The 19132-nt window shown below is 30.4% G+C and carries 17 protein-coding genes; 6 read left to right on the top strand and 11 right to left on the bottom strand.

The features are described from left to right. Positions 1-16: 16 nt before the first annotated feature. Positions 17-2929, bottom strand: coding sequence for an FAD-binding and (Fe-S)-binding domain-containing protein (locus tag LPB136_RS05165; RefSeq protein WP_072555108.1), 2913 nt, complete (start codon positions 2927-2929; stop codon positions 17-19). 181 nt (positions 2930-3110) lie between these two features. Between LPB136_RS05165 and LPB136_RS05160 the strand changes: the two genes are divergently transcribed. The 4 genes from LPB136_RS05160 (at position 3111) to LPB136_RS05145 (ending at position 7370) form a co-directional block, all read left to right on the top strand. Further along, a complete protein-coding gene (locus LPB136_RS05160; protein ID WP_072555107.1) occupies positions 3111-3923 on the top strand; it encodes a DUF1338 domain-containing protein in 813 nt (270 codons plus the stop codon). 167 nt (positions 3924-4090) lie between these two features. After that, the gene (locus LPB136_RS05155) at positions 4091-6589 is read left to right on the top strand and encodes a M14 family metallopeptidase (RefSeq protein ID WP_204218374.1); all 2499 of its coding nucleotides are present in this window, start codon (positions 4091-4093) and stop codon (positions 6587-6589) included. 262 nt (positions 6590-6851) lie between these two features. Further along, positions 6852-7010 carry a YqaE/Pmp3 family membrane protein gene (locus LPB136_RS05150; RefSeq protein WP_072555106.1) on the top strand — a complete coding sequence of 53 codons (159 nt, stop codon included), beginning with the start codon at positions 6852-6854 and terminating at the stop codon, positions 7008-7010. Between the two features lie 3 nt (positions 7011-7013). Further along, positions 7014-7370, top strand: coding sequence for a hypothetical protein (locus LPB136_RS05145; RefSeq protein ID WP_072555105.1), 357 nt, complete (start codon positions 7014-7016; stop codon positions 7368-7370). Here LPB136_RS05145 and LPB136_RS05140 read toward each other — a convergent pair. The 4 genes from LPB136_RS05140 to LPB136_RS05125 form a co-directional block, all read right to left on the bottom strand. Beyond that, entirely contained in the window at positions 7363-7701 is a 339-nt protein-coding gene (locus tag LPB136_RS05140; protein ID WP_072555104.1) for a tRNA-binding protein, read from the bottom strand. The genes LPB136_RS05145 and LPB136_RS05140 overlap by 8 nt on opposite strands. A gap of 4 nt (positions 7702-7705) precedes the next feature. Further along, positions 7706-8170: an Mpo1 family 2-hydroxy fatty acid dioxygenase gene (locus LPB136_RS05135; RefSeq protein WP_072555103.1), complete on the bottom strand. Its 465-nt coding sequence runs from the start codon at positions 8168-8170 to the stop codon at positions 7706-7708. Between the two features lie 31 nt (positions 8171-8201). Further along, a complete protein-coding gene (locus LPB136_RS05130; protein WP_072555102.1) occupies positions 8202-8747 on the bottom strand; it encodes a YfiT family bacillithiol transferase in 546 nt (181 codons plus the stop codon). 141 nt (positions 8748-8888) lie between these two features. After that, positions 8889-9311 carry a winged helix-turn-helix transcriptional regulator gene (locus LPB136_RS05125; protein WP_072555101.1) on the bottom strand — a complete coding sequence of 141 codons (423 nt, stop codon included), beginning with the start codon at positions 9309-9311 and terminating at the stop codon, positions 8889-8891. A 129-nt stretch (positions 9312-9440) separates the two neighbouring features. On the opposite strand from LPB136_RS05125, the gene LPB136_RS05120 reads away from it, so the two are divergent. After that, positions 9441-10463, top strand: a complete 1023-nt coding sequence (locus tag LPB136_RS05120) for an SDR family oxidoreductase (protein ID WP_072555100.1) — start codon at positions 9441-9443, stop codon at positions 10461-10463. 17 nt (positions 10464-10480) lie between these two features. After that, the gene (locus LPB136_RS05115; protein WP_072555099.1) at positions 10481-11341 is read left to right on the top strand and encodes an SDR family oxidoreductase; all 861 of its coding nucleotides are present in this window, start codon (positions 10481-10483) and stop codon (positions 11339-11341) included. Between the two features lie 279 nt (positions 11342-11620). Here the strand turns inward: LPB136_RS05115 and LPB136_RS05110 are convergent, their stop codons facing one another. From LPB136_RS05110 to LPB136_RS05085, 6 genes are all read right to left on the bottom strand, one after another. Continuing rightward, positions 11621-13855 carry a M1 family metallopeptidase gene (locus tag LPB136_RS05110; protein ID WP_072555098.1) on the bottom strand — a complete coding sequence of 745 codons (2235 nt, stop codon included), beginning with the start codon at positions 13853-13855 and terminating at the stop codon, positions 11621-11623. 165 nt (positions 13856-14020) lie between these two features. Next, entirely contained in the window at positions 14021-16150 is a 2130-nt protein-coding gene (locus LPB136_RS05105) for a M1 family metallopeptidase (protein WP_072555097.1), read from the bottom strand. Positions 16151-16211: 61 nt separating this feature from the next. Next, positions 16212-16703 (bottom strand): DUF6702 family protein, encoded by a 492-nt coding sequence (locus tag LPB136_RS05100; protein WP_072555096.1) that lies wholly within the window; start codon positions 16701-16703, stop codon positions 16212-16214. Between the two features lie 33 nt (positions 16704-16736). After that, the gene (locus LPB136_RS05095) at positions 16737-17504 is read right to left on the bottom strand and encodes a carboxypeptidase-like regulatory domain-containing protein (protein ID WP_072555095.1); all 768 of its coding nucleotides are present in this window, start codon (positions 17502-17504) and stop codon (positions 16737-16739) included. After that, positions 17501-18298, bottom strand: a complete 798-nt coding sequence (locus LPB136_RS05090) for a carboxypeptidase-like regulatory domain-containing protein (RefSeq protein ID WP_072555094.1) — start codon at positions 18296-18298, stop codon at positions 17501-17503. Before LPB136_RS05090 ends, LPB136_RS05095 begins: the two co-directional genes overlap by 4 nt. Then, positions 18295-19104 carry a carboxypeptidase-like regulatory domain-containing protein gene (locus tag LPB136_RS05085; RefSeq protein ID WP_072555093.1) on the bottom strand — a complete coding sequence of 270 codons (810 nt, stop codon included), beginning with the start codon at positions 19102-19104 and terminating at the stop codon, positions 18295-18297. The genes LPB136_RS05090 and LPB136_RS05085 overlap by 4 nt, the downstream gene beginning before the upstream one ends. Positions 19105-19132: the final 28 nt, after the last annotated feature.

Raw genomic sequence — 19132 nt, 5'->3', positions numbered from 1 at the left:
TTTAGGGTGCTTTTTTTTATGCCAAAGCTTCTTTTAATATTGATATTGGATGTTTTGCAATACGTTTTGTACCATCAAAAATTTGATGTCTACAACTTGTTCCAGCGGCAACAATTTCAGTTTCTGGAGAACAGTTTCTTACTTTCGGAAATAAAGTGTCTTCGCCAACTTGCATAGAAACTTTATAATGTTCTTTCTCGTAACCAAAACTTCCAGCCATACCACAACAACCCGTATTTAAGATTGTTACTTTGTAGTTCTTCGGAATATTTAAAATTGAAAAACTTGCATGTGTAGACGATAATGCCTTTTGATGACAATGACCATGAATCTTTAATTCTTTCGATTTATTCGTGAAAATTGAAGTATCAAGATTACCTTTTTCAAATTCACTAGCTAAAAACTCTTCAATTGTAAAAGAGTTTTTTGCTATTTTCTCTGCTGAAGGTTTGTCTTCTGCTAATCGTAAATATTCATCTCTAAACGTTAAAATTGCAGAAGGTTCTATTCCAATTAATGGTGAGTCTTCAGTAATTAAGTCTTTAAAAACGATAATATTTTTATTACAAACTTGTTTAGCTTCCTTTAAAAAACCTTTAGAAATAAAACTTCTTCCACTTTCTGAATGCTTAACCGCTTGTATAGTATAACCTAACTTTTCTAAAATGATAACTGCATCTTTCCCAATTTCTGCATCATAATAATTGGTAAACTCATCGTTAAATAAGTAAACTATTTTGTGAGACTTCTCGACTGCGCTCGAAGTGACAATTCGTTTTTTCAACCAACTTTCTAATGGCTTTTTCGCCAATTTAGGAACTGAGCGTTCTGTGGCAATTCCCATTACCTTTTTAGAAAGTGTTGTGTTGGTTATAAAATTTGTAATTGCAGGAAATTTACTACCTAATTTATTATATTTTACATTGTTAGCAAACAACTTACTTCTAAAAGAATACCCGTTTTCTTCTTGATATTGATACAAAAATTCTGCTTTTAAAGCAGAAACATCAACATTACTTGGACATTCAGTTGCACATGCTTTACAGCTTAAACACAAATCAAAAACTTCTTTTAATTCCTTAGAATCAAATTTATTTTGTGCCGTATTATTGGCTAAAACTTCACGTAAAGTATTTGCTCTTGCTCTTGTTGTGTCTTTCTCGTTTTTTGTTGCTCGGTAACTTGGACACATAGTTCCACCAGCTTCAGGAGATTTTCTACAATCGCCAGAACCATTACATTTTTCAGCAAGTTTTAAAATTCCTTCACTTGCAGAAAAATCTTGTAGTGTTTTAATTGTTGGTTCACTTCGGTCAATTTCATAACGTAGGCTTTTGTCCATCGGAAAAGCATCCGTAATTTTTCCTTGGTTAAAAACGTTATTTGGATCAAAGGCTTTTTTTATGCGTCTTAATAATTGATAGTTTTTATCACCAATCATTAGTGGAATAAACTCTGCACGTACAATTCCATCGCCATGTTCACCAGAAAAAGAACCTTTATATTTCTTAACAAGTTCGGCAGTTTCTGTGGTAATTTTTCTGAATAAAACTACATCTTCCTTTTTCTTTAAATTAAGAATTGGGCGTAAGTGTAATTCTCCAGCTCCTGCGTGTGCATAATACACAGCATTTTGCTGATATTTAGCCATAATTTGAGTAAATTCCTCAATATAATTTGGTAAATCTTCTAAAGCAACGGCTGTGTCTTCTATACAAGCAACTGCTTTTTTATCGCCAACAATATTTGCCAAAGCACCTAAACCAGCTTTTCTTAAATAATGCACTTTAGCTAGATCGTTTCCGTACACTTTAGGGTGATGATAACCAAAGTTGTTTTTATCTAAATCTGCAATTAAATTATCTGCTAAAATTTCTGCTTCTTCAAGTGTGTTTGCTGAAACTTCTAACATTAAAACTGCTTCTGGATCTCCTTGTAAAAAAAACCTATTTTTTGCTAATTCGCGATTATCTTTTGTACAATCTAAAATGGTTTTATCCATCAATTCACAATTATATAAATTGTGATTCATGGCAATAATTGTAGCTTTTAAGCTTTCATTTATACTTTTAAAATGCGTACAAATCATAATACTTTCAGTAGGAGGTAAGTTGTCTAACTGAATAGTAATTGCGGTTGAAAAGGCTAAAGTTCCTTCGCTTCCTGCTAAAAATTTAGCAACGTTTATTGTTGATTTATTTCCGCCAAATAAATCGGATTTTAGAAATTCATCAACTGCATAACCAGTACATCTTCTGTGAATACTTTCCTTCGGAAATTCGTTTTTAATTTCTTGCTGATTTTCTTCCGAAGAAAGCTCATTTAAAATCGATTTATATATTTTTCCTTCTTTCGTATTTTCTCTAGATTTCTGTTTAAATTCTTCTGAAGAAATTTCAGAAAAAGTAGCTAAACTTCCGTCAGATAAAATAGTATCAATGCTTAGCACTTTATCACGTGTAACTCCGTAACGGATTGACGTGCTTCCTGATGAATTATTACCAACCATTCCGCCAATCATACATCTATTTGATGTTGAGGTGTTTGGTCCAAAAAATAAACCAAATGGTTTTAGAAATACGTTTAAATCGTCTCTAATTATTCCAGGTTCAAGAGTAATCGTTTTTGCTTGTTCATCAAAAGCCAAAATATTGGTAAAATGTTTAGAAACGTCCACTACAATTCCATCTCCAACACATTGTCCTGCAAGTGATGTTCCCGCAGTTCTTGGTATTAAAGTAATGCTGTTTTTTGTAGCAAAATCAATTAAAGTTTGAATATCCTTTACATCCTTCGGAAAAGCAACTGCTAGTGGAATTTTACGATACACAGAAGCATCTGTTGCGTATAACGTTTTGTGTAAATTATCAAAAAGAACATCACCAGAAAGTGAACTGTGTAAAGTTTCTAAAGTTGCAGTATTACTCATCTAAATTGTAAAATATCTTATTTACAAATATCTGAATAAAATAATGATTTGTAGAAGTTAGAAAAGGAGTTTGAAAATTTTTATTGAATTGATAAATATTGTAAATAAAAATTAGTGATTTTGTAACTAAAATAAAAATGATAAAATTGAAATAATATTTTACATTTGTTTAAAAAGTAAAATGAATACAGTAGAAATATTTGATGCCTTGTGGAAAGAGTATACAGAAAGAACTCCTTCTGCACAGAAAATTAAAGATTTGTTTATTACAAAGGGAAACAACGTTTTTAACGACCATGTAGCCTTTAGAACATTTGACGACGAACGTGTAAATATCGAGGTTTTAGCAACTCCATTTATTAAAGCAGGTTACAAAGAATGTGGCGATTATCATTTTGAGAAAAAGAAATTATACGCAAAACATTATGAGCATGCAACTGATAAAGATGCGCCAAGAGTATTTATTAGTCAGTTATTAACCAAAGAGTTTTCTAATGATTTACAGGAAACTGTAAAGAATATGATTGATGCTATTCCTTCGGAAAATTTAAATCCGCAAGAATTAGTTTTTAAAGGACGTTTATGGGAGCAACCTTCATTTGATGTGTATGAAAAACTTCAAGAAGAAACTGAATATGCAGCTTGGTTGTATGTAAATGGATTCTGTTCTAACCATTTTACCGTTGATGTAAACAAATTAGATACTTTTAATTCGCTGCAAGAAGTAAACGAGTTTGTAAAAGAAAACGGATTTAAAATGAATACTTCTGGTGGAGAAATTAAAGGAACTCCAGCTGAATTTTTAGAGCAATCTAGTATTTTAGCAGATACAATTCCTGTTGCTTTTAAAGAGATTACTAAAGAAATAACTTCTTGTTATTATGAGTTTTCATTCCGTCATCCAATGCAAAATGGCGAATTATATTCTGGTTTTATTGCAGGTTCTGCAGACAAAATTTTTGAAAGTACAGATATGAAATTACAAGACAAGTAAATTTCATTTATATTATAATATTGAAAACCTCACTAACTTAGTGAGGTTTTTTTATGCCTTTTATATTGCATTTAACTTTGTTAAAGATACGTTAAATAGGTTGTGGTAAATTATACAATCTTTTTGTTTCTTTATCTTGTAAGCTGAAAACTAACAAACTTTTTATAATGAAAAAACTACTTTTTCTTTTCTTAATTACTTCGTTGTCAATATCTGCGCAACAAGTAGATTTATCGTATTATTTACCTAAAGATGTAACATATAATTCTGCAATTCCAACACCAAAATCTGTAATTGGTCATGAAGTAGGTGAGTGGCACGTTACACATGATAAGTTAGTTGAATACATGAAAGCCTTGGCAGCTTCTTCAGACAGGATTTCTATTGAAAATAGAGGAGCTACGTTTGAAGGAAGACCTTTGTTATTATTAACAATTACTTCGCCTAAAAATCATCAGAATTTAGAAGTAATTAGAACTACACATATTGAAGCAACAAATAATGCTTCAATTAATGTTTCAAATGCACCAATTGTTGTGTATCAAGGTTTTTCAATTCATGGAAATGAACCAAGTGGTGCAAATGCAGGCTTAGCTGCTGCTTATTATTTGGCAGCTGCACAAGGAAATAAAATTGATGAATTATTAAACAATACCGTTATTTTATTTGATCCATCATTTAATCCAGACGGTTTGCAACGTTTTGCGTATTGGGCAAATACAAATAAGGCTCAAAATATTAATCCAGATCCAAATGACAGAGAATATAGAGAAGTTTGGCCTGGAGGAAGAACCAATCACTATTGGTTTGATATGAATAGAGATTGGTTGCCAGTTCAATTACCAGAAAGTAGAGCAAGAATAGCAAGTTTTCATAAATGGTTGCCTAATATTTTAACGGATCATCATGAAATGGGAACCAATTCAAGTTTCTTTTTTCAGCCTGGTATTCCAAGTAGAACCAATCCGTTAACACCACAAATGAATCAAGATTTAACAAAAGAAATTGCAACCTATCATGCAAAAGCTTTTGATAAAATTGGTTCAATGTATTATTCTGAAGAAAGTTTTGATGATTTTTATTACGGTAAAGGTTCAACCTTTCCAGACATAAATGGAAGTATCGGTATTTTGTTTGAACAAGCAAGTTCTCGTGGTCATGCACAAGAAAGTGATAACGGAATTTTAACTTTTCCGTTTACTATTAGAAATCAATTTACGGCAGCTTTATCAACTTTAGAAGCGGCAAAAAATATGCGTGTAAAAATCTTACAATACCAACAAGATTTTTATAAAAATTCAAGAAATTCAGGAGAAAATAAAGCCATTGTTTTTGGTGATGAAAAAGATGCTGCAAAAAGTTTTCATTTAGCTGAAGTTTTAAAACGTCATCAGATTAAAATTCACGAAGTAAAATCTGATTTTTCTTCAAACGGAAAACAATTTAAAAAAGGATATAGTTATGTAGTTCCTATGAATCAAAAGAATCAGCGTTTGGTAAAAGCAATGTTTGATGTTCGTAAAACGTTTAAAGATAGCTTATTTTATGATGTTTCTGCGTGGACTTTTAATCATTCTTTTGGAGTTGATTATGCAGAAAATGTTTCGCTTTCTAAAGCAGGAAATGAGATTTTAGATTTAAAAATGAAATCTGGAAATGTTAGTTTTAAAAGTGATTATGGTTATTTAATGCCTTGGAACGAATATTATACGCCAAAAGCATTGAATGCAATTTTAGAAAAAGGGTTACGTGCAAAAGTATCAATGAAGAACTTTAAAAATGGCGGAATTTCGTATGATTATGGAACTATTTTTATTCCTGTTCAGAATCAGAAATTAAATTCCACAGAAATGTTTTCTTTTCTACAAGAAGTTGCAAATGAAAGTAACTTAAATTTAAACGCTGTAAACACAGGTTTAAATGACGGGATTGACTTAGGTTCTAATAATTTTAGAGCAGTAAAGCAACCTAAAATTGCCATGTTAGTTGGTGATGGAATTACAAGTTATGATTCTGGAGAAATGTGGCATTTATTAGATACTCGTTTTAATATGAAGGTAACAAAATTAGATATGTCTTACCTAAATAGGGTTGATATGAGTAGGTATAACGTGTTAATTGTTCCAAATAGTTATTCAATGGATAAAAATAAAGTTGAAAAACTAAAAACTTGGGTTAGAAATGGCGGAACATTAATTGGTTATAAAAATGCAACTCGTTGGTTAAATTCTAACAAGTTTATTTCTTTAGATTTTAAGAAAAAGAAAAACGATACTATTGAAAACGTGTCTTTTGAAAATAGATCTTTAAAATCTGGTGCTCAAGTTATTGGAGGTGCAATTTTTGAAGCGAACATAGATCGTTCGCATCCAATAAACTTTGGGTATAAAAATGATAAAATTGCTATGTTTAGAAATACAACCTTGTTTATTAATGCTGATAAAAAGAGTTATAATAACCCAATTCAATATACTTCTAATCCGTTATTAAGTGGTTATATATCTAAAGAAAATAGTAAGTTGATTAAAAATACGGTTCCGTTTAAAGTACAAAGAATGGGCAGCGGAAGAGTTATTGTATTTACGGATAACACCAACTTTAGAGCTTTTTGGTACGGAACTAATAAGTTATTTATGAATGCAATTTTCTTTGGAGATAAGATGTAGGTTTCGGTATTCTGTATTCAGTTGACAGTAGCAGTCAAAAAAAAGAGATTTCTCCTATGGTCGAAATGACAATTGAGATAAGATGTTTTTTTTTTTTAGTTTCAAAGTCTCAAAGTCTCAAAGTCTCAAAGTTTCAAAGTTACAGAGTTACAGAGTTACAGAGTTATAAAGCTTAGCTTTGCAACTTTGTAACTATGCAACTTATTTTTTTGTAACAAAACCAGTAATTAAGCGTCTTTATAGTACTAACCCAAATTGTACTATGAGTTTTTTTAGAGTTTTATTGGCAATCATTTTTCCACCTTTATCGGTTTTAGGAAAAGGTTGCGGTTCTTTTTTTATAATATTTTTGCTAACGCTTTGCGGATGGATTCCAGGAGTAATTGGAGCTTTGGTTATTTTAAATAATCCGAAGAGTTGATTTATGATAAAAGTTATTTTGATACTATTTCTATTTATAGCTAATTTTAGTTTTTCTCAGGTTGATGAAAAGTTATATGTAAATTGGCAAATAGAAAATATAGATGAAAAACTGATGAAGTTTGTAAAATATGATCAAGATAAATTAGATGGAACATTAACTTTTGAGAAAAATGGAGTTTATCAATTTAACTTAAATATTTGTAGATTAAATAAAAAGAATTTAAATATTGGTTATTGGAAAATTAAAAACAATACAACCTTAATTTTGTCTGAAGAAAAAGATTTTATAGATTTTAAAGAATGGTCGATTAAAAAAATAACAGATAAAAAATTACATTTGAAATTAATATTTAATTAACCTGCTCACCATTTTTAATCTCTTTAGAAGCTTGTAATAAAACAACCTCTTCATTTTCATTATAAACACCAATAACCAAACATTCGCTCATAAAATTAGCTATTTGTCTTGGCTTAAAGTTTACAATTGCAGTTACTTGTCGGTTTAATAAATCTTCTTTTGTATATAGATTTGTTATTTGCGCACTCGATTTTTTAATACCTAAATCTCCAAAATCAATATGTAATTGATAAGCAGGTTTATGTGCCTTAGGAAAATCGGTTACTTCTATAATTGTTCCTATTCTTACATCTACTTTTAAAAAATCTTCGAATGTAATTTCTTCTTTCATAAACTTATTTTTTGCCTCCTAATTTCTGAATAACCCAAAGAGGGCCAATCAATAAAAACTGTAAATCTTTAAATAACGATGGTTTTTTACCTTCAACCTTATGACCATAAAATTGACCAATCCAAGCAATTACAAAGACAGCAATTGAAAACCATAATAAATTAAAGTTACCGCTAATCCAATAATTCCCAGCAATTGAAAGCAGAATTACAAAAATCATTTGTAAAAAATACCAAAAACCTAAACGTAAGTAAAATAAAAAGGAAACTAAAGCACCAAAAATAAACGCCCAATTTTCTAATAATGGATTGTATAGTTTTAATGATGTTAAAAAACCTGTAGGAATACTCATAAACAAACCAATTACACTAAAAAATATAGCTGGAACACAGATATAATGTATTAATTGATTGGTTTCATTTTGATGACTTACGGCATATTCATCAAACCATTGTTGTGCAGTTTTCATAAATTTTTGTTTGGAAGTTGAAAGATATAAATTAAATCCAACTTTTTCTAATTAATAAATTTTCAATATGCGCAAAATGATGGTTACAATGCCATGCATAAATACCAATATTTTCTTTTAAACCTACTTTTTCATTTCCACTTGGATGCACAAAATAAGTGTTTAAATCGCTATCAGAAAGCCCTTTTAATAAATACACCCATTTTGCATGTAATGCTTTTAAGGCGTTTATAGAAAGAATAATTGGCGCATTTTTAGAGTCGTGCAATTTTGCCCAGCGATCTTCATAATAAGCTTTTATTAAAGGTTTATCTTCAGTTAATGCCCATTTAAAACGTGTATAAGAATTTTGATGACTATCATAACAATGATGTACAACTTGTCTTATAGACCAACCTCCATCTCTGTATTGAGTATTTAATTGTTCTTCAGATAAATTAGCTGTTAATGTATCTAGTTTCTCAGGAAAACTATCTAAAGTTGTAATCCACTCTTTAATAACTTCTGAAGTAATTATAGTTGGAATATTTGGTTGTCCTATTGGATATTTTTGTTGTTCTAGAGTTGGAGTTTTCATGTCAGTTCGCTAACGTTGTTGTATAAGCTTTGTTACGTTGTTTAAGCAACTAATTTAGTAAATAATTACTGACCAAGAATGTCCGAGAGGATTTTCGTAAGTAAGCGAGAAGCCAGTAATAAATTATATATGGTAATGTAGTTAGATCTTTTTCTTATAATTTTCTATAATATTTTCAATAAACTTTTCTTTGTTACCTCTTATAATTTCAATCTGCTCTCCTTGATATAAATCTGAATGAAATTCTCGTAAATTATTGTCGCTCCAAATTGATAATTCTACAATTATTGGTGTTAATGCAATTCCTTTATCTGTTAAAGTATAAATATTTGTTTTTTTGTTTTCAGGAAGTTTTCCTTTTATTATAATTTTAAATTCTTCAAGCATTTTTAACCTTGATGACAAAATATTTGTTGCTATAGCTTCTTCGCTTTCAATAAAATCTTTAAATGTTTTCTTTCCTTCAATCAACATTTGTTTAATAATTATTAAAGACCACTTGTCTCCAATAATATCAATAGCGCTTGTAATAGGGCACTCACATCTAAATTTATTTTTCATCATCTATAAATTTTATATAAAATAATATAGCAAAAATACATTTTTTTATTTATTACTTGTAAAATAAAAGTAAAATACTACCTTTGCTTGCAATTAGCAAGTAATAATTTATTGTAATTATAAAATTTATAGATGATGAAAAAAGTATTAGTAACAGGAATTTCAGGATATGTTGGTTTACACACTGCTGCAGAATTATTAAAAAAGGGATATTCTGTTCGCGGTTCTGTAAGAAACTTATCTAAAACAGCACAATTAACAAAAGCGATTCAAAATGAAGTTGAGCCAAATGGCAATTTAGAGTTTTGTGAACTCAATCTTTTAAATAATGATGGCTGGAAAGAAGCAATGCAAGGTTGCGATTATGTCTTGCATATTGCATCTCCTTATGTTACTACAGAGCCTAAAGATGAAAATGAATTAATAAAACCTGCCATTGAAGGTACACAACGAGCTTTAAGGTTTGCAAAAAAGGCAGGTGTTAAACGTGTTGTTTTAACTTCTTCTTTGGTTGCTATGTTTGAAGATGCCAATAAGTCGATAAACATAACCGAAGATACCTGGACAAATACAAATGCAAAAAATATGACGGCTTATGTTAAGAGTAAAACACTTGCCGAAAAAAGTGCTTGGGATTTTATTAAAGAACAAAAGGGTGAAAATAGGTTAGAGTTGGTTGTTATAAATCCAGGAGGAATTTGGGGACCAACCTTGTCTAATAAAATTGCAGGTGAATCAATGAATATTGTTAAAGATATGATTACTGGTAAAATGCCAATGCTTGCAAAAGCAGCAATGAATATGTCTGATGTAAGAGATGTTGCTCTTATTCATGTAAAAGCATTAGAAAATGAGAAGGCAAATGGGAGAAGATTTGTAGTAGCGTCAGAAAAACCATATTCATTTAAGGAAATGGCTAAAATCTTAAAATCAAATGGCAATAAAAAAGTTAGCACACTTGAAGGTCCAAATTCTCTATTAAAATTTATGTCAAGATTTAATAGTGATTTGAAAGCAATGAAGCCTTTTATTGGAAATACATATCATGCAGATGTAAGCCAGACGATGGAAGTTTTTGATTGGAAACCGATTTCATTCGAAAAATCAATTTTAGACACGGCAGCTTGTGTAAAACAACTTATGAATAATAATTAATAAATAAAAACAACAAAATGAATATTTTAGTATTAGGAGCAACAGGAAATACAGGCTCAACAATCGTGAACCAATTAAAAGAAAATCAAGTCGATTTTGGTATTATGGCAAATGATCATAGTGATACATCAAAGCTTGGTCTAGAAGAAAATCAAATTCGTATTGGTAATTTCGATGATGTAGCATCATTAGTTACTGCTTTCGAAGGCGTAGAAAAAATTTACGTATTAACACCTATACACCCTAAGGCTCAAGAGTGGGTAGAAAACATAGTTACTGCAGCAAAAGAAGCTGGTGTAAAACACCTTGTTAAGCAATCTGGTTATAAAGCAAGAAAAGATGCTCAATCTGGACCAATACGCGTACATGCAATTACAGACGAATTAATTAAGAATTCTGGTTTAGATTACACATTAATTCAACCAAATATGTTCTTTCAGTATTTTTATCTAAATCTTGAAACAATTAATGCTGAAGGAAATTTTTATTCCTGCTTTGGAGATACTGCACTTAGTTTGGTAGATATTAATGATGTTGCTGCAGTAGCCGTAAAGGCTTTAACAGAAGATGGGCATTCAGGAAAAACGTATTGTCTAACCGGACCAGAAGCCCTTACATCTGCGCAGCATGCTGCATTGTTGACAACAGCTAGTGGTAAACAAATTAATTATGTGGATATACCAAAAGAAGCTTTAATTGGAGCCTATAAACAAGCTGGGGTAGGAGATTGGTTAGCTGTAGAATTTGGAGAAATGTTTGAGTGGTTTACAGTAGGAGATTATACTTCTGTAACAGATACAGTAGAAAATGTTTTAGGACGTAAGCCTCGTAATTTCACCGACTTTTCTCAAGAACTTGCACATTCCATTGAAAAATAAAAAATGGTAGCGTATAATTTTTTTTAATCAATTATAGATACTTAAAAATCATAATATGAACTATTAATCAGGTTTTTAAGGCTAAATTTCACTCAGGTTTTTAAATAAAGTTTGAGTGTTTTCTTATTGGCTACAATGTATTTCTGAATATGCGTCGTTATAATGACTTATATTCAACGTTAGCGAATTTACCTAAAAACAAGTTTAGAAGCAAACTAGATTTTAAACAAAAAGCGCAACCAATTTGGTTGCGCTTTTATAGTATTAAAGAATAAGTAATTACCCTTTAGTTTTGTTTTTAAAATTATCAAACTTATTAGCTTCCTTTTTAGGCCAGCTATTGTTAGACGTGTCAACATCTGCAGTTTCAAAATCTGGATCTACAGTAATATTTGTAACTTCTTGAGCAGAAGTAAATACTCTATAAACTTTAGCATCATCTTTCATCCAAATTTGAGCTGGGAACGTTTCACGTTTTTTAGTTCCATCTGCGTATGTTAACTCAACAATAATTGGCATTGGTATTCCACCTGGCTTTTCAAATTCAACTTGATACATAAACTTAGGCGTTTCTTTTAAAGCTGCTTTTTTATCAGCAGATAACGTAGCTAAATGCTTGTCTAATGCAGCAGAATTTGAATCTTCTTTTTTAGTTGTTAAGAACATTAATTCACCTAAACCTTTAAAATAAGCAGGATATTGTTTAATTAATCCGGCAGTTCTTTCGTTAGGTTTGTCAGTTAAATATAAAGGTTTAACTTCTTTAATTCCTAAATCTACATAATCTGTTGTGTAGAACCATCCTCTCCAGAACCAATCTAAATCCATACCAGATGCATCTTCCATTGTTCTAAAGAAATCTGCAGGTGTTGGGTGTTTAAACATCCATCTTTTAGAGTATGTTCTAAAAGCATAATCAAATAATTCTGGTCCCATAATTGTTTTACGCAACATATATAAACCTGCAGCAGGTTTAGAATAAGCGTTTGGTCCAAATTGTTTTACATAATCACCTTGAGACATAATAGGAGAGATGTTAGATTGATCTCCGCCCATATATCTTGTAATGTCTTTTGCTGGGTTTGAAGCAAATAATACTGGATCATAAACATCTTCAGCTAAAATTTCAACAAAAGAGTTTAAACCTTCGTCCATCCAAGTCCATTGTCTTTCATCAGAATTTACAATCATTGGAAAAAAGTTGTGACCAACTTCGTGTATAATTACACCAATCATTCCTTTTTTAGTTCTATCTGAATACGTTCCGTCTGGATTTGGTCTACCAAAGTTGAAACAAATCATTGGGTATTCCATTCCTTGTCTTTCTGAGTGTACAGAAATTGCTTTAGAATACGGATAATCAAAAGTTAATTTAGAATATTCAACTAAAGTAGTTGCAACTGCTCTTGTAGAATGCTCTTCCCATAAAGGATTTCCTTCTTTTGGGTATAATGAAATAGCCATTACTGTTTTACCATTAACGTTGGTTGCCATTGCATCCCAAATGTATTTTCTTGATGAAGCAAATGCGTAATCACGTACATTTTTTGCTTTAAAGTGCCAAGTTTTAGTTTTTGTAGAACGCCCTTTTTCTGCTACTTCTGCTTCTGCTTGCGTAACAATCATTACAGGGTTTTTAAAAGATTTTCTAGCTTGTTCAAAACGTTTACGTTGTGTTCTTGTTAAAACATCTTTTTCGTTTTGTAATTCACCCGTTGCTTCCGTAATATGATCTGCAGGAACAGTAAGTTTAACATCGTAATCTCCAAATTCTAAAGCAAATTCAGAACGACCCCAAAACTGCATGTTTTGCCATCCTTCTACATTGTCATAAACTGCTAAACGTGGAAAGAATTGAGCAATTGTGTAGTTTTTATTTCCGTCAGGAAATGTTTCTAATCCAGAACGTCCTCCGTCTTTATTAATGTCATTAATTAAATAATTCCATTTAATTCTGAATTTAAAAGTACTTCCAGAAGCTAATGGTTGTGGTAAGTTAATACGCATCATAGTTCTGTTAATAGTATGCGATAAATCTCTACCATCTTCATATTTTACAGCTTCAATTTTAAAACCAAAGTCTTTAGCTTTACCCATGTTAGTTGTTACAAACTGGTCTGGAGTTTGCCATCCGCTAGCACCTTTAGATTGTGCTAATGGAGTTTTGGAATCTGGTGCACGCATATTTTGGTCTAATTGAACCCATAAATACTCTAATGCATCTTTAGAATTGTTGTGATAAGTAATTGTTTCATCACCATAAATTCTATCGTTTGCTTCGTCTAAACGAATGTCCATTACATAATCAACCTTTTGTTGTGTGTATTGGTGTCCTGGAGCTCCAGAAGCTGTACGTTGATCGTTTGGTGTTGGTAATACGTCTTTTAATTGACGAAATTTGTTTTGATCTACTCTTGCGTCTTGCGGCTGTTTTTCTTTCTTTGGTGCTTCTTGCGCTAAAGCGGAAGTAGAAACAAAAAGAACAGCTAACAATAGCGTTGCTAATTTTCTCATTTAGTTATAGTTTGAATTATTTAATAATAGGCTGAAAATTACGGATTAATCAGCAGTTTTAAGTGTCAATTGTTAAAATTTTAACAAACCTTTAAGTTTTTAAAAATTTGATGGCATAAAAAAGCGATACCTCTCGATATCGCTTTTTATTAAAGTCTACATTTACTAACCTTTTACTTTATTTTTAAATTTATCAAATTTATTTTTTGTTTCCTTTGGCCAGCTATTATTAGAAGTATCTACATCTGCAGTTTCTAAGTCTGGATCAATTGTAATTTTAGAAATTTCTTTGTTTGAAGAAAATACTTTGGTTATTTCTTTATCATTAAGCCTCCAAATTTGAGCTGGATAAACTTTTCTTTCTGTTGTTCCGTCTTTATAATCGAACTTTACAATAATAGGCATTACTAAACCTCCTGGTTTTTCATACGTAATTTCATAATGATATTTAGAATCTGTGCTTTTTCCAGCTCCAAAACCTAATCCTTCAGTAGTATCTTCAATAAAATCTACATTATTTCCGTTTGGTTTTGTGTGGAATTTTTTAACACCTTTTATACCAATATCAGTTACATCAGTTGTATAGAACCATCCTCTCCAGAACCAATCTAAATCTACACCAGAAGCATCTTCCATAGTTCTAAAGAAATCTGCTGGAGTTGGGTGTTTAAATTTCCATCTTTGAGCATAAGTTTTAAAAGCATGATCAAATAATTCTTTACCCATAATTGTATTTCTTAAAATGTATAAGGCTGTTGCAGGTTTTCCGTAAGCATTGTTACCAAAGCTATAAGTGTGATCTCCTTTAGACATTATTGGCGCTATTTTAGATTGATCTCCGCTCATGTATTTTACAATGTTTTTTGGCAATCCTCTTGTTATAGGAAAATCTTTGTCATAATCCCATTCTGCTAACATTTCCATGTAAGAATTTAAACCTTCGTCCATCCAAGTCCATTGTCTTTCATCAGAATTTACAATCATTGGAAAAAAGTTATGTCCAACTTCATGAATGGTAACTTTTATCATTCTGTATTTTGTTCTGTCTGAATATGTTCCGTCTGCATTTGGTCTTCCAGGATTGAAACAAATCTGTGGATATTCCATTCCCATTTGTCCATCTACAGAAATTGCTTTGTGATACGGATAATCAAACGTATATTTAGAGTATGTTTTTAAAGTTTGTGCAGTTGCTCTGGTAGAATGTTCTCCGTATAATGGATTTGCTTCTTTAGAATATAAAGATTCTGCCATAACAGTTCTTCCGTTAATATTTACTGCCATTGCATCAAAAATAAATTTTCTTGAAGTTGCAAACGCGTAATCTCTTACGTTGGTTGCTTTAAATTTCCAAGTTTTAGTTTTTGTAGTCTTACTTTTTTCAATTTTTGTAGCTTCTTCTTGTGTACGAATTACAACTGGATTGTCAAATGTTTTTCTTGCTTGAGCAAAACGCTTTAATTCGGTTTTAGTAAAAACTTCTTTTCTATTTTGTAAAACACCAGTTGCACCTAACATATGATCTGCGGGAACCGTAATATTTACATCAAAATCTCCAAATTCAAGAGCGAATTCACTTCTTCCCCAGAATTGGTCATTTTGCCAACCTTCTACATTATCATACACACACATTCTTGGGTAAAATTGAGCAATTACATAATTGTTGTTTCCGTTTTCAGTAAAATGCTCGAAACCAGATCTACCGCCTTGTGTTCTATGATTATTAATATTATACCACCAAGAAATGTTGAATGAAAATTTTTCTCCAGCAGCTAATGGTTTTGGTAGGTTTATACGCATCATTGTTTGGTTAATGGTGTGCGATAAATTACTTCCGTCTGTGTTTGTTACTGCTGTGATGTTGAAACCACCGTCAAACGGTTTGTCCGGAAAAGCTCTGTCAAAAAATCTTTTCGGAATCTTTGATGGCACTTTATTTGTAGAAATATCTGGAGTTTTAGAGTCTTTTGCTCTCATATTTTGGTCTAATTGAACCCATAAATATGTTAATTCATCTTTAGAATTATTGTGGTACAAAATAGTTTCATTACCTGTAATTTTTTGGTTTTCGTCATCTAAAACGATATCCATTACATAATCAACCTTTTGTTGTGTGTAGTTTACACCAGGCGCACCAGAAGCAGTTCTTTGACTGTTTGGCGTTGCTAATTCTTGCTTAAGTTGTTTAAACTTATTCTGATTAGTATGTCCTTGTTTTGTTATTTTTTTCTCTTGGGCAAATGTAGATGCTCCAATAAAAAAAACACTTAATAAGAGTAGTGTTATTTTTTTCATTTGTACGAAATTTGAATTAGCGTACAAATTAAGGATTAGTCAGTAAAAAAGTTAAAAAGTGTTAAAACTTTAACAAACCTTTATCATTTTTCTTGGTCAACATTTTGCTAATATTTTTTCCGTTTGCCTTTGCTTTTATTAAGTTTTGCTGGTCTGGAAAATGTTTTACCAATATTGTATTATTAATTTCTAAAGTAGCAACTGCTGTTATATTTTCTATTTCTAAGTAAAAGTAAACAATGTCTCCATCGTATTCTTTTCCAATAAAAGTGAAGGGTTTATCAATATTATCAATTTTTATTTTTAAATGCTTAGTTACATATTTCTCAAAATACTCATCTACATTTTTAGGTTCTTTCTCTGTAGTTAGTTGTAAATCTACAGTATAATCTTTGTTTATGGCAAGTTCAATATCATCCATAAAAACATTGGTAATTATTTGAACAGATTGTGCTTCTTTATTAAATTCTATTTGAGTTAAACTTAAATAGTATTTGTGTGCCGAAAAAGAAAGTAGCGGTAGTAATACAAAAAGGGTGATTATTTTTTTCATAGTTTGAATAAAGTCAAATACTGCGCCAAAGTACTAATTATATTTTTTAGGGTTTAGTTTTTTAAATTTTTCAGATTTATCTTGTAAAAAGTGTGCCATTGAAATTTGATCTTTAAAATAAAGTGGATTAAAGTCTTTGTCTTCTTCGCAGTAGGAAACAAAAAGGTAGGTGTCTTCGTTTAAAATTTTCAATTCCTGATTTATATAAAGTTGATAATTGTTAAATAAACGTAATATTCTTTTCTCTTTATCTTCAATTACTTTTAATCTCTTCAATTTTTTTGTTCGTCCAGAAATCCAATTTAATAAAGGATCTATTGCTATTCCGCCAGAACTTGTAGTAGCAGTATGCAATCTTCTTTCTGCAACAGTTAAAATTCTTGAACCAGCGTATGGCAGATTTAAAGATTCAGCGCTAACTTCTTCTTTAATTTTAACATCATTAATATCGGTTTCTATAAAACTTAGTAAATTATTCTTTCTTAATTTAACTTCATCTAGATTAATAGGCGTTTTAATAAGTGTAATTTTATTTTTTTGAAGACCAAAGTCATCAAGAGTAATTACCCAAATTTTTGTTTTATAACCTAGAAACGAAATTTTTATGGAATCTTTTGGTTGAGCAAAAATTCTAAATTCTCCGCTATTATTACTTAAAGTTCCCTGTTTGGTATTTAAGTTAATTATGTGGGCATTACTAATACTTTTTACAGCGTCTAAAGTTGTTCCGTATAAAGCTTTTCTTTCTTGGGCAGAAATAGATAAGGTGCTTAAAATAAAAATAAAGAGTAATTTTTTCAATCTTGTTTATTTATAATTTTTAAATACTCCACATGCTCTTGTTTTAGTATTTCAATAACTTTTAAATGATTCCCTTTTTTGTATAAATTTTCTATACCTAAAGGATTACAATATTCTAAAAAATGATAATACCTTTCAACAGGAATTTTTAATTCTTCAAAGAAGAATTGCTCGCCAAAGTTATTTAAAATTTTTGCAGGAAACGATTTTTTAAAAGCTAAATCTCTACGCAAAGCCCATAATCTTTCTGAATACTTAAAAGGCATTCCAATTGAAGTACCAGCTCCAGCAAAGGCTTTTGTGGGATCTGATTCAACAATATGTGGTCTAACTCTTTTGTCAATATGATCGTCTTTAGTTGGTGCTGTCATATCAATCTTAGAAAAATCCATTAATTTCTCTAAAGCTTCAGCTTTTTTGTCTCTTGGTGTTTTGTTAATGTCAGAAGTAAGATTACCCAATAAATCTGTGTTTTTAACATGAACTTCATCTAATTCATAAACTTTTTTATCAATAAAAATATGCAAATCATTAAAGCCAAAACTAACTTTGTTTACTTTATAAAATTTGGTATCATATTGTATTGATGTAACTTTAAGAGAATCTCCAATTTTGGCGAAAATTCTAAAATTACCATTAATATCGGTATAAGTTGCTTGTTTAGTTTGCATGTTAATTACATGTACGTTTCTAATTGCATTAATTGAATCTGAAACTGTACCATACAAGGTTTTTCTTTCTTGTGCAGAAATAGTAATTGAGCTTAAAATAAAAAGGAGTAATAGTTTTTTCAATCTTGTTTTTTTATAACTTTTAGATAACTGATGCTTTCTTCTTGAAAAATACGAATTAACTCGAGTATTTCTTCATTCTTAAATAATTTTTCTATGCTTTTGTAAGAACAATAATCTATAAAATGATAATAATTATCTTTTGGTATTTTTAAATCGTTATAAAAAAAATCTTTCCCTAATAAAGATAATATTCTTTTGGGAAAATTTTGCTTGGCTTCTAATTTTAATTCCAATTCTTTTTTCTGTTTAGAGGATTTGCCTCCAATTCCAAAACTGCCACCAACTCCTTTAAAGCTATTAGCTATATTAACTTTATTGGGCTTTACAAGGTGTAATTCATCTTTACCAATTGGCAAATTCTTTTTAGCATCCTCACTCATATTCATTATCTCCTCAAGCCAACTATCAACTGACTCTAAAACTTTGTCTTGAGGTACTTGTTTAATATCTAAATCTAAAGCACCTAATAAATTGTGTTTTTTTATTTCAACTTCATCCAATTCAATCTCTTTTATTTTTAGTTGAATTGTGTTTGCGTTTAATCCTAAACTATAGGTAGTTACTTTAAAAATAATGGTTTCATAACCAATTGAAGAAAGTTGTAAGTTATCATTTTCTTTAGCAAAAATTCTAAAGAGACCTTCTTTGTTTGTAAAAGTTCCTTGTTTGGTATTTAAGTTAAATACATGGGTATTTTCTATAGGGTTAAAAGAGTCTGTAACTTTACCATATAAAATTACAGGCTTATTTTGTGCGTATAAAACTGAAGTAATTAATAAGAAAAAGAAAAGTATTTTTTTTTGCATTCAGTAGATTTCATACAAATAACGTTAT

The sequence above is a fragment of the Tenacibaculum todarodis genome (assembly GCF_001889045.1).
Lineage (GTDB): Bacteria > Bacteroidota > Bacteroidia > Flavobacteriales > Flavobacteriaceae > Polaribacter > Polaribacter todarodis.
Note: the sequence above shows the minus strand (reverse complement) of the source record. Positions and strands in the feature narration are given on the sequence as shown.

Bases quoted from the DNA above. Each gene is read 5' to 3' on its own strand.
- LPB136_RS05165 (WP_072555108.1), bottom strand. From the start codon at position 2,929: ATGAGTAATACTGCAACTTTAGAAACTTTACACAGTTCACTTTCTGGT.
- LPB136_RS05160 (WP_072555107.1), top strand. From the start codon at position 3,111: ATGAATACAGTAGAAATATTTGATGCCTTGTGGAAAGAGTATACAGAA.
- LPB136_RS05155 (WP_204218374.1), top strand. From the start codon at position 4,091: ATGAAAAAACTACTTTTTCTTTTCTTAATTACTTCGTTGTCAATATCT.
- LPB136_RS05150 (WP_072555106.1), top strand. From the start codon at position 6,852: ATGAGTTTTTTTAGAGTTTTATTGGCAATCATTTTTCCACCTTTATCG.
- LPB136_RS05145 (WP_072555105.1), top strand. From the start codon at position 7,014: ATGATAAAAGTTATTTTGATACTATTTCTATTTATAGCTAATTTTAGT.
- LPB136_RS05140 (WP_072555104.1), bottom strand. From the start codon at position 7,701: ATGAAAGAAGAAATTACATTCGAAGATTTTTTAAAAGTAGATGTAAGA.
- LPB136_RS05135 (WP_072555103.1), bottom strand. From the start codon at position 8,170: ATGAAAACTGCACAACAATGGTTTGATGAATATGCCGTAAGTCATCAA.
- LPB136_RS05130 (WP_072555102.1), bottom strand. From the start codon at position 8,747: ATGAAAACTCCAACTCTAGAACAACAAAAATATCCAATAGGACAACCA.
- LPB136_RS05125 (WP_072555101.1), bottom strand. From the start codon at position 9,311: ATGATGAAAAATAAATTTAGATGTGAGTGCCCTATTACAAGCGCTATT.
- LPB136_RS05120 (WP_072555100.1), top strand. From the start codon at position 9,441: ATGATGAAAAAAGTATTAGTAACAGGAATTTCAGGATATGTTGGTTTA.
- LPB136_RS05115 (WP_072555099.1), top strand. From the start codon at position 10,481: ATGAATATTTTAGTATTAGGAGCAACAGGAAATACAGGCTCAACAATC.
- LPB136_RS05110 (WP_072555098.1), bottom strand. From the start codon at position 13,855: ATGAGAAAATTAGCAACGCTATTGTTAGCTGTTCTTTTTGTTTCTACT.
- LPB136_RS05105 (WP_072555097.1), bottom strand. From the start codon at position 16,150: ATGAAAAAAATAACACTACTCTTATTAAGTGTTTTTTTTATTGGAGCA.
- LPB136_RS05100 (WP_072555096.1), bottom strand. From the start codon at position 16,703: ATGAAAAAAATAATCACCCTTTTTGTATTACTACCGCTACTTTCTTTT.
- LPB136_RS05085 (WP_072555093.1), bottom strand. From the start codon at position 19,104: ATGCAAAAAAAAATACTTTTCTTTTTCTTATTAATTACTTCAGTTTTA.